The 16,783-nt window shown below is 33.9% G+C and carries 14 protein-coding genes; 12 read left to right on the top strand and 2 right to left on the bottom strand.

Going from position 1 to position 16,783, the window contains the following annotated elements:
• The first annotated feature begins 264 nt into the window (after nucleotides 1–264).
• The 3 genes from RMR09_RS00530 (at nucleotide 265) to RMR09_RS00520 (ending at nucleotide 2,636) form a co-directional block, all read left to right on the top strand.
• The gene (locus RMR09_RS00530) at nucleotides 265–747 is read left to right on the top strand and encodes a dihydrofolate reductase (protein ID WP_310593953.1); all 483 of its coding nucleotides are present in this window, start codon (nucleotides 265–267) and stop codon (nucleotides 745–747) included.
• A 424-nt stretch (nucleotides 748–1,171) separates the two neighbouring features.
• On the top strand, nucleotides 1,172–1,903 hold the full coding sequence (gene ubiE / locus RMR09_RS00525) for a bifunctional demethylmenaquinone methyltransferase/2-methoxy-6-polyprenyl-1,4-benzoquinol methylase UbiE (protein ID WP_310593881.1): 732 nt from the start codon (nucleotides 1,172–1,174) through the stop codon (nucleotides 1,901–1,903).
• 1 nt (nucleotide 1,904) lies between these two features.
• The gene (locus tag RMR09_RS00520) at nucleotides 1,905–2,636 is read left to right on the top strand and encodes a porin family protein (protein ID WP_310593880.1); all 732 of its coding nucleotides are present in this window, start codon (nucleotides 1,905–1,907) and stop codon (nucleotides 2,634–2,636) included.
• A gap of 7 nt (nucleotides 2,637–2,643) precedes the next feature.
• On the opposite strand, the gene RMR09_RS00515 is transcribed toward RMR09_RS00520, so the two are convergent.
• The gene (locus RMR09_RS00515) at nucleotides 2,644–3,375 is read right to left on the bottom strand and encodes an RNA methyltransferase (protein WP_310593879.1); all 732 of its coding nucleotides are present in this window, start codon (nucleotides 3,373–3,375) and stop codon (nucleotides 2,644–2,646) included.
• A 36-nt stretch (nucleotides 3,376–3,411) separates the two neighbouring features.
• Here RMR09_RS00515 and RMR09_RS00510 point away from each other — a divergent pair, with 36 nt between their 5' ends.
• The 3 genes from RMR09_RS00510 (at nucleotide 3,412) to accD (ending at nucleotide 8,016) form a co-directional block, all read left to right on the top strand.
• Complete coding sequence (locus tag RMR09_RS00510; protein ID WP_310593878.1) at nucleotides 3,412–5,967, top strand: BamA/TamA family outer membrane protein; 2,556 nt, start codon at nucleotides 3,412–3,414, stop codon at nucleotides 5,965–5,967.
• A gap of 58 nt (nucleotides 5,968–6,025) precedes the next feature.
• The gene (gene fbaA, locus RMR09_RS00505) at nucleotides 6,026–7,093 is read left to right on the top strand and encodes a class II fructose-bisphosphate aldolase (protein WP_310593877.1); all 1,068 of its coding nucleotides are present in this window, start codon (nucleotides 6,026–6,028) and stop codon (nucleotides 7,091–7,093) included.
• 68 nt (nucleotides 7,094–7,161) lie between these two features.
• A complete protein-coding gene (gene accD / locus RMR09_RS00500) occupies nucleotides 7,162–8,016 on the top strand; it encodes an acetyl-CoA carboxylase, carboxyltransferase subunit beta (protein ID WP_310593876.1) in 855 nt (284 codons plus the stop codon).
• Between the two features lie 57 nt (nucleotides 8,017–8,073).
• Here the strand turns inward: accD and RMR09_RS00495 are convergent, their stop codons facing one another.
• The gene (locus tag RMR09_RS00495; RefSeq protein ID WP_310593875.1) at nucleotides 8,074–9,324 is read right to left on the bottom strand and encodes an ABC transporter permease; all 1,251 of its coding nucleotides are present in this window, start codon (nucleotides 9,322–9,324) and stop codon (nucleotides 8,074–8,076) included.
• 165 nt (nucleotides 9,325–9,489) lie between these two features.
• Between RMR09_RS00495 and purH the strand changes: the two genes are divergently transcribed.
• From purH to rodA, 6 genes are all read left to right on the top strand, one after another.
• The gene (purH, locus tag RMR09_RS00490; RefSeq protein ID WP_310593874.1) at nucleotides 9,490–11,016 is read left to right on the top strand and encodes a bifunctional phosphoribosylaminoimidazolecarboxamide formyltransferase/IMP cyclohydrolase; all 1,527 of its coding nucleotides are present in this window, start codon (nucleotides 9,490–9,492) and stop codon (nucleotides 11,014–11,016) included.
• Nucleotides 11,017–11,070: 54 nt separating this feature from the next.
• Nucleotides 11,071–12,099, top strand: coding sequence for a rod shape-determining protein (locus RMR09_RS00485; protein WP_310593873.1), 1,029 nt, complete (start codon nucleotides 11,071–11,073; stop codon nucleotides 12,097–12,099).
• Nucleotides 12,100–12,139: 40 nt separating this feature from the next.
• Nucleotides 12,140–12,964: a rod shape-determining protein MreC gene (gene mreC / locus RMR09_RS00480; RefSeq protein ID WP_310593872.1), complete on the top strand. Its 825-nt coding sequence runs from the start codon at nucleotides 12,140–12,142 to the stop codon at nucleotides 12,962–12,964.
• Entirely contained in the window at nucleotides 12,957–13,463 is a 507-nt protein-coding gene (locus tag RMR09_RS00475) for a rod shape-determining protein MreD (RefSeq protein ID WP_310593871.1), read from the top strand. The genes mreC and RMR09_RS00475 overlap by 8 nt, the downstream gene beginning before the upstream one ends.
• Complete coding sequence (gene mrdA, locus RMR09_RS00470) at nucleotides 13,460–15,409, top strand: penicillin-binding protein 2 (protein WP_310593870.1); 1,950 nt, start codon at nucleotides 13,460–13,462, stop codon at nucleotides 15,407–15,409. The genes RMR09_RS00475 and mrdA overlap by 4 nt, the downstream gene beginning before the upstream one ends.
• A 92-nt stretch (nucleotides 15,410–15,501) precedes the next feature.
• Complete coding sequence (rodA, locus tag RMR09_RS00465) at nucleotides 15,502–16,737, top strand: rod shape-determining protein RodA (protein ID WP_310593869.1); 1,236 nt, start codon at nucleotides 15,502–15,504, stop codon at nucleotides 16,735–16,737.
• The last annotated feature ends 46 nt before the right edge of the window (nucleotides 16,738–16,783 follow it).

The raw sequence follows: 16,783 nt of genomic DNA, 5'->3' as shown, positions 1-16,783 counted from the left end.
GTAACCACAATTCGACGACCCAAAAAAACGAAAGTAAATTTTTAGGATAATGACAAAAACTGATTCTATTTGCCATCGGATTCTTATTTTAAGCTATTTATTTCATAAAATCCAAAATAAGAAAACCTTTTCGCACTAAATATTTAACAATCAACGAAATGGCTTTTTGAAAATAAATTTTACCTTTATGGACTGAAAAACGTCGTTAAAACAAGTTAAAATATGATTAGCGACTTCTTTCGATCCAAAACTAAGAACATCAATATGATTATAATGATTGCGGCAGTTGCCGAGAATAATGCTTTAGGAAAAAATAACGAATTGGTTTGGCACTTGCCAAATGATTTTAAGAGATTCAAAGAATTAACTTCTGGACACTACATCATTATGGGGAGAAAGACTTTTGAAAGTTTTCCAAAGCCTTTACCTAATAGAACACACGTCGTTATTACTAGGCAACACGATTATCAACCTGAAGGATGCATTGTTGTTAATAGCATCGAAAACGCTATCAAAGCCTGTCCTGAAAACGAGACTATTTACATTATTGGCGGAGGAGAGATTTACAATCAAGCGCTTGTTTTTTCAGATAAAATCGAAATTACCAAAGTACACGGAGATTTTGAAGCGGATGCCTTTTTCCCAGATATTAATCTGTCTGAATGGGATTTAGTCCAATCTGATTTTAATGCTAAAGATGAAAAACATCTTTATGACTACACTTATCAAACTTTTGTAAAGAAATAAAATAGCTTAAAGGAAGCTTTTTTCAATGTATTGGGAGAATGAAATGTCTTTTACTTTTTTAAGTAAGTATTGCCAAATACCACGAAGGCAATACAATCGAATAAATTTAAAGTTTCCAAAAACAAATTAATTCTTAAGAACGTATTTTGCGTTAAACTTAAAATCCTTTTACAAGAAATTTTAAAAAGTACAAAGACCCATTTATAGCAGCAACGCAAAGCTAACTACTTGATTATTATTCATTAACTCCCAATTGAACATTGAAAAAAATTAATTTTCTCTGTTGGTAAAATTGAACATTAAATACTTGGACTGCAATACCCACTTTTAGTGATTTTTTAAGTTTTTATTCTACACCCGATATTGAATAGGATCACCTCTCTGTAGTTACTAGACTTTACTTATATTTGCACAAACAAAAAAAATGGCTGAAAAAATCACTCCTTATAAAGACTCTTCTTTAAGCAAAAAAGAACAAGTCGCTCAAATGTTTGACACCATTTCAGGAAATTACGACAATCTCAATCGAGTAATTTCATTTGGAATCGATGTGAAATGGCGTAAAAAAGTATTGAAAATGGTCGCGCAATCTAATCCGAAAACCATTTTAGACATCGCAACTGGAACTGGGGATTTAGCTATTTTAATGGCTCAAACCAAAGCAGATAAAATTATAGGCTTAGATATCTCAGCAGGAATGCTTGAGGTAGGAGTTCAAAAAATTGCAACAAAAAACTTATCCCAAACTATTGAAATGGTTTTGGGAGACTCAGAAAATATTCCTTTTGAGGATAATTACTTTGACGCTATCACCGTTGCATTTGGAGTTCGTAATTTTGAAAATCTAGAAAAAGGATTGGCCGAAATTCTTCGAGTTTTAAAACCTAATGGAACCTTTGTTATTTTAGAAACTTCTGTTCCAGAAAAAACACCTTACAAACAAGGGTATCAATTTTATAGCAACAATATCCTCCCTTTAATAGGAAAACTATTTTCTAAAGACAATGTAGCTTATGGATATTTATCCGAATCTGCCGCTGCTTTTCCTTATGGAGAAAAGTTAAACAATATTTTGAGGAAAATTGGGTTTATAGATGTTGTAGCTTTACCTCAAACATTTGGAGTAGCTACCATTTATTCAGCATCTAAAAAATAATATGAAAAAAGCCGTTTTCTTACTTTTAATTGTATTTACAACTAGTAGCTATGCTCAATTTACGCAAAGTATTTTCAGCAAGGATCCAGTTATACACTTAGAAAATTGGCAAAAGCAAAAATTGTATTTTGGCTTTTTCTTGGGTTTAAATTCTTACGATTTTAAATTCAACTACAAGGCCAACGTAGCCGACGACATTCAGGTACAAAAAACAACTGGTTTCAATGTAGGTCTGGTCGCTGATGTTAGGCTTCAAGAATATTTCAACTTGCGTTTTGAACCCGGATTGTATTACACCAAAAGAACTTTAAATTATCCTGAGAGTTATTTTATCAATTTTACAGCACCTGCAAAAGCTTCTGATAAAATTCGAGAAGTGAATAGCACTTATATTCACCTCCCATTATTACTAAAATTTTCAGCGTTAAGAACTGGAAATGTTCGTCCTTATCTATTAGGTGGCTTCTCAACTACCTTAAATCTATCTAGTAATGCTAGTTCTAAAGACGATAATTTTGGCCAACGATTCAGAGTAAAAGCATGGAGTCCAAATTATGAATTGGGATTAGGTATCGATATTTTTTCAGAGTATTTTATATTCTCTCCTTCAGTAAGAGGTGTGTTTGGGTTAAAAGACGAATTAATTCAGGATAACGATCCTACAAGTCCTTGGACAAGCAATATCGAGTCGATGAGAACTCGAGGATTGTTCATCAATTTCACTTTTCACTAAAGCACATTTAGAGCGAAGCACTGCGAAATTCACTCAAAACAATCGCAGTAGCGGTGGCAACATTTAAACTCTCCGTTTTTTGAATTGTTCCAAAACGAGGAATTGTTAATCTATTTTTGATTATTTTTTCTAATTCAGGCGAAATTCCATTCGCTTCATTGCCCATTACAATAATTCCTTCTTGAGGTAAAGCAGTTTTATAGATGTTGTCACCGTTCATAAAAGTGCCAAAAACAGGTAATGAAGTAGTTGTTAGAAAATCATTCAAATCGACATAACTCACATTCACTCTAGCGATAGACCCCATAGTAGCTTGAACTACTTTTGGATTGTAAATATCAACCGTTTCTTTGGAACAAATCAATTGTTGGATCCCAAACCAATCGCACAAACGCATAATGGTTCCTAAATTCCCTGGGTCTCTAACTGAATCTAGTGCCAGAATCAAACCTGAAGCTTCAATCTTTTTCTCTTTGGGCATTTTAAAAACCGCCAAACAAGTGTTGGGAGTTGCTAAAGCACTTATTTTTTTCAAATCAGCATCAGATACTACTGTTTTCTGATTATTTGAAACCATTTCAAAATCATTTTGAGTAGTATACAAATGATCCAATTCAAAACTAGCATCCAGTAATTCTTGAATACCTTTGATTCCTTCAGCAATAAACAATTGATGTGCTATTCGCTGTTTTTTTTGTTGCAAACTCGATATAAGCTTTATTTGGTTTTTACTAACCATAAAAAAATGTACTTTTGAATTAAATTTCTAGAACAGTTGAAAAAGATTTTCACAAAAATAGTAGCATTTATCCTAATTGCAATATTTATTTCCGCATGTAATTCTGTAAAAAGGGTTCCAAACGGCAAATTCTTGTTGACTAAAAACGAAATTTTTGAAAACAACAAAGTAGTTTCAGACGAAATTACGATTGATCAATTGTACCAAAAACCCAATAGCAAAATCTTAGGTATCCCTTTTTTCTTAGCAATACACAATTGGGCTAATCCAAATCCTGACTCAACTTACCAAGCCAAATTTAAAAAAGATCCTGAAAAATATGCTCGAATGTCAAAATGGCTGTCGGCCAAACAAGTAGACCAATTAGGCAAATCTTTTTGGTATCATGGTATTCATGATTTCTTGAAAAAAACAGGAGAAGCCCCTGTGATTTTTGATAAAACAAAAACAGAAAAATCAATTGCTCGATTGAAATATTTCTATTTCAACAAGGGATTTTTTGATGTAAAAGCTACTTTTTCTTTTGATAGTATTGGTTCCAAAAAAGCAAAAGTAAAATACGCTATTACACCTGGAAAACCTTACTTTATTGATTCTTTAAAAACCAGCATTACCACACCTGCATTAGATTCTCTATACAAATCGGTTAAAAGTGCGTCTTTCATACAAACTGGCAAACAATACAAAACAGAAGATTTCGAAAATGAAAGAAACCGTATCACGACTCATTTTAGAAACAATGGTGTATATCACTTTCAACCTAATGATGTCACTTTTGATATTGACACCATCAATAAACACAATAAAGCCAATATTGATTTAGCCATTGGCGATTACAGCTATCAAGAACAAGACTCTACCAGAACTACACCATTTAAAATATACAAAATAAGCAAAGTCAATGTGTTTACTGACTATTCAGCTTCTGATGCCGATGCAAAAATTACCGACAGTATTTCGTATAAAAACTTCAATTTGTACAGTAAGAAAAAATTAAAATACAAACCTTACGCTATTACCGATGCCATTTTTATTACCAAAGGAGGTTTGTTTTCGGATGCAAAAACAACTTTAACTAGTCGCTATTTGAGTAATCTTAAAGTGTTCAACTACCCTTCTATTTTGTATGAAATTGACAAAAAGGACTCCACTAACCAATCGCTTATCGCCAAGATTTATTTAACACCAAGAAAAAAATACAGTTTCGGACTTTCTTTTGACGCCACTCATTCCAACATTCAGACCTTTGGTATTGGGTTTAGCCCTTCTATTTCGATCCGAAATGTATTTAATGGAGCTGAAACATTACAATTTTCTGGACGTGCTAATATGGGATCTTCCAAAGATTTTGCCAATCCTAACAATGTATTTTTCAATACATCTGAATACGGATTGGATTTAAAACTAAGTTTTCCTAGAATGGTAATACCGTTTAATACCGAGCGAATCATTCCAAAAAGCATGATCCCTACCACTACGATAAACACTGGTTTTTCAACTCAAAAAAACATTGGTTTAGACAAAGAGAATTTCACCGGTGCTATTACCTATAATTGGACCCCTAAAAAAAATAACACGGCTCGTTTTGATCTTTTCAATGTCCAATTTGTTAGAAATTTGAATCCACAGAATTATTTCAATGTGTACAAATCTTCTTATACTGCTTTGAATACTTTAGCAAAAAACCCGAATTACACTTTAGACCCAACCTATCTTGATACCAATGGGAATTTAATTATTGAAAAAGGGACCGAAGGTTTCATGAATAACGTCTTGAACGGCACAATTACTACAACTACTAGTGATTATTCAAGTGTAAAAAGCATAGAAGAAAGAAAAACAAGGCTTACAGAAAACGACTTTATCTTAGCCACCAGCTTTAGTTTTACTAAAACCACAAAAAAAGAGTTAACGGATACCAATTTCCATCTTTTTAAAGCCAAAATCGAATCGGCTGGTTCTATTTTATCTTTGTTTGCCAATACCGCCAACCTACCTAAAAAGTCGGATGGCAAATATGAAATTTTCAATTTGGAATATTCTGAATACATTAAAACCGAATTTGATTTTATTAAACTTTGGGATTTATCTCGAGAAAAAGTCTTCGCAGTTAGGAGCTTTTTTGGTATTGCGATTCCGTTTGGAAATTCAAAAAGTATTCCTTTTTCGAGAAGTTACTATTCAGGGGGTTCCAATGATAACAGAGGTTGGCAACCTTATAGTTTAGGTCCAGGAAGCACGGGTGGAGTCAACGATTTTAACGAAGCCAATATGAAAATTGCTTTGAGTAGTGAATTCCGATTCAAGATTTTAGGCAGTCTTAAAGGAGCCTTATTTGCCGATGCAGGAAATATTTGGAACGTACTAGATAACACTGAAGATGCGAAAGCTAAATTTACTGGAATCAAAGATTTAGAATATATCGCACTGGGTTCTGGTTTTGGTTTACGATACGATTTAAGTTTTTTTGTAGTTCGTTTTGACCTAGGATTTAAGACCTATAACCCTGCTTACGAAAGCGGAAGCAGATGGCTAAAAGATTATAATTTTGCGCGCTCTGTATTAAATTTTGGGATAAATTATCCTTTCTAATGCTAATTAATTCTTATTTTTGCGGTCTAAAAACTAAAAACAACTTAAAATAATTACAATGGCACACAACATCAAACCAGGCGTAGCAACGGGAGATCAAGTACAAGAGATCTTCAATTATGCAAAAGAAAAAGGTTTTGCACTTCCTGCAGTAAACGTTACTGGATCAAGTACAATCAACGGAGTTCTTGAAACAGCTGCAAAATTAAACGCACCAGTTATCATTCAGTTTTCTAATGGTGGAGCGCAATTTAACGCAGGAAAAGGATTATCTAATGCAGGTGAAAAAGCAGCTATCGCTGGTGGAATTGCTGGAGCACTTCATATTCATACTTTAGCAGAAGCTTACGGAGCAACTGTAATTTTACATACTGACCACTGTGCAAAAAAATTATTGCCTTGGATTGACGGTTTGTTAGATGCTTCAGAAAAACATTTTGCTGCAACAGGAAAACCATTATTTTCTTCTCACATGATTGACTTGTCAGAAGAGCCTATCGAAGAAAATATCGAAATCTGTAAAGAATATTTAGCTCGTATGAGTAAAATGGGAATGACATTAGAAATCGAATTAGGAATCACTGGTGGTGAAGAAGATGGTGTAGACAACTCTGATGTAGATAGTTCAAAATTATACACTCAACCAGAAGAAGTAGCCTTCGCTTACGAAGAATTATCAAAAGTAAGTCCCAAATTTACTATTGCCGCTGCTTTTGGAAACGTTCACGGGGTTTACAAACCAGGTAACGTAAAATTAACTCCGAAAATCTTGAAAAATTCTCAAGACTTCGTTCAAAACAAATACAATACAGGAGCTAATCCAGTAGATTTCGTTTTCCACGGTGGATCAGGTTCTACTTTAGAAGAAATTAGAGAAGCTATCGGATATGGTGTTGTTAAAATGAACATCGATACTGATTTACAATTTGCTTACACAGAAGGAATCCGTGATTATATGGTTAAAAACATTGACTACTTGAAATCACAAATTGGTAACCCAGAAGGTGCTGATGTTCCAAACAAGAAATATTACGATCCAAGAAGATGGGTACGTGAGAGCGAAGTTACATTCAACACAAGATTAGAGCAAGCTTTTGCTGACTTGAACAATGTAAACACTCTATAAGAATTGACTAATTGCGAATTGCGAAATGATTTCGTAATTCGCAATTTATAATTTATAATTATATCAATATGGCTTGGTTTAAAAGACAGGAAAAAGGAATCACTACTCCTACCGAAGAAAAAATGGATGTTCCAAAAGGTCTTTGGTACAAATCTCCAACAGGAAAAATTATTGATGCAGAGGAATTAGCACGTAACTTATACGTCAGTCCTGAAGATGATTTTCATGTTCGAATTGGAAGTGAAACTTATTTCGAAATTTTATTCGACAACAATGAATTCAATGAGTTGGATAAAAACATGACTTCAAAAGATTCATTACATTTCGTTGATACCAAAAAATATTCAGATCGTATAAAAGACGTTACTTCTAAAACCAAACTGAATGACGCTGTACGAACAGGAGTTGGAAAATCTAAAGGAAAAGACTTAGTCGTTTGCTGTATGGATTTTGCCTTTATCGGAGGGTCTATTGGAGGAGTTGTAGGTGAAAAAATCGTAAGAGGTATTGATCACGCTATAAAGCACAAAATGCCATTCGTAATGATTTCAAAATCAGGTGGAGCGCGTATGATGGAAGCTGCATTCTCTTTAATGCAATTGGCTAAAACATCTGTAAAATTAGTTCAGCTAGCTGAAGCTAAATTACCTTACATCTCACTTTGTACTGATCCAACAACAGGAGGAACTACTGCTTCTTACGCTATGTTAGGAGATATCAACATCTCTGAGCCTGGTGCTTTAATTGGTTTTGCAGGGCCTCGTGTGGTTAGAGACACTACTGGTAAAGATTTGCCAGAAGGTTTTCAAACTGCTGAATTTCTTTTAGAACATGGTTTGTTAGACTTTATCACGCCAAGAAAAGAATTGAAAGACAATATTAATTTGTATATCGATTTGATTCAAAACAACGATATTAGATAAATAAAAAATCCCGAATAATTCGGGATTTTTTATGCTTATAATGGAATGTTTTATTTATTACATTCCTGTTCGGATCGCTTCTACAGGATCTAATTTGGAAGCTGTGATTGCTGGCAAAATTCCAGAGATCAATCCTATTAATGCAGCCAATCCTGTTCCTAAAAACACATTACTCATACTCAATACAAACTCGAAGTCCAGCGCTTTAGTAAGCACTACAGAGATAATCCAAACCAAGAACAAGCCAACAGCTCCACCAATTACAGAAAGAATAACCGCTTCGAATAAAAATTGGAATAAGATGAATCGATTTTTAGCACCTAAGGATTTTTGAATTCCAATTAAATTGGTTCTTTCTTTAACTGAAACAAACATAATATTGGCAATTCCAAAACCGCCCACCAGCAATGAGAAACCACTAATAATCCACCCTACCACATTCATTTGACCTACAATTCCATCAATTAAATCAGTAAATCCAGACAATACATTAATAAAGAAATTGTCGATTTCATCCGTTTTCATCCCACGATAATTTCGCAGCTTCTGACTTAATTCTGCTTTAAAAGCATCCATATCAATCCCTTTTTGAGGCTTAATTAAAATCACTGGAGTCATTGCATCATTATTATCTCCATACATTCGTCTTAAGAAATTAACTGGAATAAAAACAGAAGTGTCATTGCTGTCTCCAAACATTCCCGCTCCTTGTTTTTTCAAAACACCTATAACTGAAAAACGTTGTCCGTACAACCGAATATCTTTCCCAATAGGATTGCTATCTTCAAAAAGGTTTTGTGCGATTTCGTTTCCTAAAACAATAACGGCAGCTCCTGAGTTGGATTCCGATTCATTATAAAATCGACCCTCGTCAAATTCCAAACCTTGAATATCAATAAATTCATGAGAAACAGGAACTACATTAACGTCGCTTACCGAAGCTGATTGGTATTTTAAGGATTCTCTCTTGACAAAAAGTTGAAATCCCATTTGATCCAAATCATTCATGGAATTTTTTAAATATTCGTATTCATCGTATTTTACATTTGGAAATTGTTCCCTTTTCCATTGCGGAATTTCGGAAGGACCAAAAGAAAATCGCATTAAATAAATAGTATTTTTATCTAAACTACTCAAGTCTTTTTTGATTTTTTTGTCCAATGAATCTACCGCAGCAAGCACTGCGATGATAGAAAAAATACCAATGGTAACTCCCAACAAAGAAAGTAAAGTCCTTAGTTTATTATTTCGCAGGGCATTCATAGCAAAGCCAAAACTCTCTTTTAATAATCGAAGATATACCAGCATATTATTCTCTTTTGTATCAATGTAAAATTGAGCAAATTTTATTCAAAAACCTAATAAAAAAAGTCTTCTTCATAAGTATTCATTTTTAGTAGAATGTTACAGCATTCGAATGAAATTTATAATCAAAAAAAAACTATTTTTGCACTTTATAATTTTAACTACACAATGAGCACAACTAAATCTATTCAATCTGCATTAATTTCAGTATTTTCAAAGGACGGTCTTGAACCAATTGTAAGAAAATTGCATTCTCAAAATGTAACCCTTTATTCGACAGGAGGAACAGAAGACTTTATCAAAAACTTAGGCATTCCGGTAATTCCTGTTGAAGATGTAACTTCTTACCCATCTATCCTCGGAGGAAGAGTAAAAACATTACACCCAAAAGTTTTTGGAGGAATCTTAAACCGTCAAGATAATGAAAGTGATGTGCAACAAATGAAAGAATTTGATATTCCTCAAATTGATTTAGTGATTGTTGATTTGTATCCTTTTGAAAAAACAGTAGCGTCAGGTGCTAGCGAAGCAGATATCATTGAAAAAATTGATATCGGTGGAATTTCATTGATTCGTGCTGCTGCAAAAAACTTCAAAGACACTGTAATTGTGGCTTCGGTTGACGACTATAGTTTGTTTTTAGATATGATTACCAATCAAAATGGTGCTACTACATTAGAAGACAGAAAACTTTTGGCAACCAAAGCATTTCACGTTTCGTCACATTATGACGGTGCAATCTTCAACTATTTTAATACTGACGAAACCATTTATAAAGAAAGTATTGCTGACGGTCAAGTATTGCGTTATGGCGAAAATCCACACCAAAAAGGATTTTTCTTTGGTGAATTTGACAAAATGTTCAACAAAGTTCATGGAAAAGAATTGTCATACAATAACCTTCTTGACGTAGATGCTGCTGTGAATTTAATTAACGAATTCAAGAATGACGGACCAACTTTTGCCATCCTTAAACACAACAATGCTTGCGGGTTAGCTACCAGAAAAACGATTAGTGAAGCGTATTTAGCTGCCTTAGCTTGCGACCCAACATCGGCTTTTGGAGGCGTTTTAATTGCTAATGCAAAGATTGACGTAGCTACAGCAACAGAAATCAACAAATTATTCTGTGAAGTAGTTATTGCTCCTGCATTTGATACAGAAGCCATCGCTATTTTAGAAGAAAAGAAAAATAGAATTATTTTAGTTCAAAACGAAGTAGCCTTACCTCAAAAACAAGTTCGTACTTGTTTGAACGGAATACTAGTTCAAGAAAGAAACAATATTACAGATACAAAAGAAGATTTAAAAACCGTTACCTTAACTGCTCCAACAACTCAAGAAGTTGAGGATTTGATTTTTGCTTCCAAAGTATGTAAAAATACCAAATCAAACACCATTGTTTTTGCTAAAAACGGAACCCTTATCTCATCTGGAACTGGACAAACTTCAAGAGTAGATGCTTTGATGCAAGCGATTGACAAAGCCAATGCTTTCGGTTTCGACTTACACGGAGCGTCAATGGCAAGTGATGCTTTCTTCCCTTTTCCTGATTGCGTTGAGCTAGCCAAAAAAGCAGGAATCACAGCTGTAATTCAACCAGGAGGTTCAATAAAAGACCAATTGAGTATCGATTATTGCAATGAAAATAAATTAGCAATGGTATTTACAGGAACACGTCATTTTAAACATTAATTTGTTTAACTTTGCTTGTTAGATAATATTAAAATTTAAACCCCGCATAAGCTTATGGGATTTTTTGATTTCATGACCGAGGATATCGCAATCGACCTTGGTACCGCAAATACACTGATTATTCACAACGATAAAGTTGTTATAGATAGTCCTTCGATAGTAGCTAGAGACAGAGTCTCTGGTAAAATCATCGCAGTTGGTAAAGAAGCCAACATGATGCAAGGAAAAACTCACGAAAACATTAAGACAATTAGACCTCTTAAAGATGGTGTAATTGCAGACTTTGATGCGTCAGAGAAAATGATTAATATGTTTATTAAGAGTATTCCAGCATTAAAGAAAAAAATGTTTACGCCTGCTCTTCGAATGGTGGTTTGTATTCCTTCTGGAATTACCGAAGTAGAGATGCGTGCGGTAAAAGAATCTTGTGAAAGAGTAAATGGTAAAGAAGTGTATTTGATTCACGAACCAATGGCTGCGGCAATCGGTATTGGAATCGACATTATGCAACCAAAAGGAAATATGATTGTGGATATTGGTGGTGGAACAACCGAAATTGCTGTAATAGCACTTGGAGGTATTGTTTGCGACAAATCAGTAAAAATTGCTGGAGACGTCTTTACCAATGACATTATTTATTACATGCGTACTCAACACAACTTATTTGTTGGAGAAAGTACAGCTGAAAAAATTAAAATTCAAATTGGTGCCGCTGTAGAAGATTTAGAAACTCCTCCAGAAGACATGTCTGTTCAAGGACGTGACTTGTTAACTGGAAAACCAAAACAAGTAGAAGTTTCTCATCGTGAAATCGCTAAAGCTTTGGATAAATCTATCCAACGTATTGAAGATGCTATCATGGAAACTTTATCTCAAACACCTCCTGAATTGGCTGCCGATATTTATAATACAGGAATCTACCTTGCAGGTGGAGGTTCGATGTTGAGAGGACTTGACAAACGTATCTCGTTGAAAACTGATTTGCCTGTTTATATTGCAGAAGATCCTTTAAGAGCAGTTGTAAGAGGAACTGGTATGGCACTTAAAAACATCAATAGATTTAAAAGCATCTTGATCAAATAGTCCTTTTCTAAAGAGAAGTCATAAATAATACATTTAAGAAATGCAGCAAATATTTAATTTTATATTTAAAAACAGTAATCGCTTACTGTTTTTGCTGCTTTTGGGTATTTCGTTAACTCTTACCATTCAATCGCATTCTTTTCATAGAAGTAAAGTCATTAGTTCTGCTAATTTCTTAAGTGGAGGGGTATATGAACAACTTAGTGAATTTGACGAATACTTGAATTTAAAATCACAGAACGAAGCTTTGGCTCAAGAAAATGCCACTCTAAAAAGCATCTTGTTCAATAAAAAAGATACTACAGTTGCTCGAAAACTAGACAGTATAAAAGGAGTAAAATCAAGTGATATTATAGTTTCAAGAGTAATACATAACTCTTACAATGTGTACGAAAACTATTTGACTCTAAATTCAGGAGAATTACAAGGTGTAAAACCAGATATGGGGGTAATTAATAGTTTAGGAATTGTAGGTATCGTAGATAATACCTCTCCCCATTATGCCACTGTGGTTAGTATCCTAAACAAAAAATCACAAATCAATGCTAAAATTAAAAAATCAAATCACTTTGGTTCTTTAATTTGGAATGGAAAAAGTACTGGATTTGTTCAATTAATTGACGTGCCTAGATTAGCTTCGGTTAGAAAAGGTGATACTATTGTAACAGGTGGACAATCTGTTATCTTCCCTGAAAACATTAACATTGGAACCATTGAAAAAGTATATATTGACAATCAAACCAACTATTATACCTTAGATGTAAAGCTGTTTAATGACATGACTAACTTAGGACATGTTTATATCCTGAAAGGGAAAGATCGTAAAGAAATTATGAATCTAGAAAAAAGAGAAAACGATGAATAGTAGTTTGTTTTTGAATATTTTCAGATTTGTGACTCTGCTAGCCATTCAAATTATTGTTTTCAATAATATTAATTTATTTGGTTTCATAAGTCCGTTTCCTTACATCCTATTTATCATTTTATATCCTGTAAACGGAAACAAGTCTGGATTATTAATTGCCAGTTTCTTACTAGGAATAATTTTAGATATGTTTAGTAATTCAGGAGGAATACACACCACTGCTTGTCTTACATTAGCATATTTTAGACCTGCTGTATTTAAGTTTGCGTTTGGAGTAAGTTACGAATACCAAACTATAAAGCTAAATGATGTACTAACACCTGAACGATTCTCGTTCATATTAGTATCCGTACTTATCCATCATTTAACTTTATTTATTTTAGTAGCATTTCAATTCAGTTTCTTTTGGGACATTCTAATACGAACCATTCTAAGTAGTGTACTTACTATTGCGATTTGTATAATCATCATCTACTTAATTAAGCCAAACAAACGATGAGAAAAGTATTGCTGCCTACCTTAATACTTGTTGCAGCATCATTGCTGGTATTACGAATTTTTTATCTACAAGTTATTGATGATTCATTTAAACTGAAATCTGATAATAACGCCATCAAGATAAAATACGACTACCCAGAAAGAGGCTATATCTATGATAGATATGGAAAATTGTTAGTTTCCAATCAGGCTTCTTATGACATCATGGTCATTCCAAGAGAAATTAAAAAATTAGACACAATCGAATTTTGTGAATTACTTGATATCACCAAAGAAGACTTTATCAAAAAGATTGAAAAAGCAAAAATTTACAGCCCAAGACTACCTTCTGTATTTTTATCACAGTTAAATAAAGTTGAATTTGCGGCCTTCCAAGAAAAAATCAGAAAGTTTGAAGGTTTCTATTTCCAAAAACGTTCTTTGCGTGATTACGAAGTAAATTATGGAGCCAATGTTTTTGGTTTTATCACACAAGCTGATGAAAATCTTGTTGCCAAAAACCCGTATTACAACAGTGGAGATTTAATTGGAAAACAAGGTGTTGAGCAAAGTTATGAAGAAATTTTACGAGGAATTAAAGGGGTAAAATACATTCAAAAAGACAAATACAACAGAGAAATAGGCACCTTTAAGGAAGGAAAATACGATACCATTGCGGTACAAGGAGAAGATATCAACTTAACCATTGATGCCGAACTTCAAAAGTATGGGGAAGAATTAATGATTAACAAACGTGGTGGAATTGTGGCTATTGAACCTAAAACGGGTGAAATTTTAGCTTTAGTAACCGCTCCTTCTTACGATCCTTCTATCTTGGTTGGAAGACAGAGGTCAAAAAATTACACCAAATTATATCGTGATTCTATTGCAAAACCATTGTACGACAGAGGTCTTTTAGCCGAATATCCTCCGGGATCGCCTTTCAAAATCATGACGGGATTAGTCGCCTTACAAGAAGGTGTAATTAATGAACAAACTAGTGTTGTATGTAATCACGGATTTAGTTATGCTAGAGGTCGTTTTATGCGTTGCCACTGTCATGGTGGAGTGCTACAATTACACCGTGGTATTTACGAATCTTGTAATGCTTTTTTTGGAACAGCTTATATGAAAACCATCAATAAGTATGTAAAACCTGGTTACGCAGTGGATGTGTGGAGTAATCATGTGAAAAGCTTTGGTTTAGGGAAATTTATGGGCTATGATTTACCTACAGGAAGAAAAGGAAATATTCCCGATTCTAAAATGTATAAAAAGATTTATCCAAATGGCGGTTGGAGAAGTACCGCAATTGTATCTAATGCAATTGGACAAGGAGAAGTCTTGATGACACCTATTCAGTTAGCCAATATGATGGCAACTGTAGCCAATCAAGGGTATTATTATACTCCTCACATCATTAAAAAAATCGAAGGAAGAAAAATCGACACAAAATTTACAACCAAACATGTTACAACTATCAATAAAAAACACTTCAAACCAATGATTGAAGGGTTATTTGATGTGTATAATTTTGGAACAGCCTACGCCTTAAAGGCAGAAGGAATTGACATTTGTGGAAAAACCGGAACCGCAGAAAATTTTGCTAAAATTGGCGGTAAAAGAGTTCAGTTGGAAGACCACTCTATATTTGTGGCTTTTGCACCAAAAGATAATCCTAAAATAGCACTTGCTGTAATGGTAGAAAATGGTGGATTTGGAGCAACCATTGCAGGACCAATTGCTACTTTAATGATAGAAAAATTCATTCGCAAAAAAATTACAAGAACAGACTTAGAAACTCGAATATTAAATAAAAGTTTACAAGGTCAATATGCAAAATTAGGTGGACTATCCGAATCAGTGAAAGCAGAAATGAAAAAACAAGATTCGATTTTACAAAGTAAAATGAACCCTCCTAAGATTAAAAAAGACACGATTAAGTCCAACAACAAAGCGACTCGTTAATAATGAAATCGCCATTAACAAGAAGTTGCAAGCAAACGCCTATAGTAAAAAGCGATACCATATGTTACCGCTAAAAAATAGAATTTAAACATATGAAAAATCAAAGTATAACAAACAACCTCGACTGGATATGCGTAATTATTTATAGCGTATTAGTATTATTGGGTTGGCTCAACATTTATTCTTCTTCGTTATCTTCTATGGAAGGAACTTCTGAGAAACAATTTATTTTTATTGCGTTGACCATTCCCTTAATTTTTGTTGTCCTTTTCGTTGATGGTAAATTCTACGAAAAATATGCATCTATCATTTTTGGTGTTTCCTTACTCTCTTTAATTGGACTTTTTGCAGTGGGTAAAACCATCGCAGGACAACGCTGTTGGTATGGCTTTGGGAGTTTTACCTTACAACCTTCTGAGTTTGCAAAAGCGGCGACTGCTTTGGCTCTAGCCAAATATCTAAGTGACAGTCAAATAAATTTAAAAGATACCAATCGACAAATTCAGGCCTTAGCCATAGTTCTGTTACCTGTACTTTTAATATTACCTCAACCAGACCCTGGAAGCGCACTAATTTACAGTGCTTTCTTCTTGGTTTTGTATCGCGAAGGACTTCCTTCTTGGTATATCTGGACCGGCTTCTCTGCTATCCTCCTATTTGTTTTAACCTTGATTTTACAACCACAATATGTTATCCTATTAGCGCTATTGGTCATTGTGTTTATCCATTTCAAATCAAGAATGGCTGATCGAAATATTGTACTCAGCGGAATCTTATTTGCCTTGATTTCTGGATTTGTTCTATCTGTAAATTATGTTTTTACACACGTTTTCAAACAACACCACAGAGACCGTTTTAATATATTATTGGGGAAATCAGTAGATATGAAAGGAATTGGATACAATACCAATCAATCTGAAATTGCTATTGGCTCAGGCGGCTGGTTTGGTAAAGGTTTCTTAGAAGGAACTCAAACCAAAGGAGGCTTTGTACCTGAACAACATACCGATTATATTTTTACTACAGTTGGTGAAGAATGGGGATTTTTTGGTTCTCTAGTTGTAATTGCACTATTTGTTACCTTATTTCTTCGTGTCATTTACTTAGCCGAAAGACAAAAAACTAAATTTAGCCGTGTGTATGGCTATTGTGTTGCTGGAATTCTATTTATTCACTTCTTTGTAAATATTGCTATGGTGGTGGGTATTTTCCCAACTATCGGAGTGCCTCTTCCGTTCTTTTCTTATGGTGGATCAGGACTATGGGGATTTACTATTTTACTTTTTATCTTCTTAAAAATGGATGCCAACAAAGTAAACGAATGGTAATTTGTTGCATTACTATATAAATAAGAAAGCCCTCAATTGAGGGCTT

This window comes from Flavobacterium sp. (assembly GCF_031537875.1).
Taxonomy (GTDB): Bacteria; Bacteroidota; Bacteroidia; order Flavobacteriales; family Flavobacteriaceae; genus Flavobacterium.
This window is presented reverse-complemented; position numbering and strand designations above follow the sequence as displayed.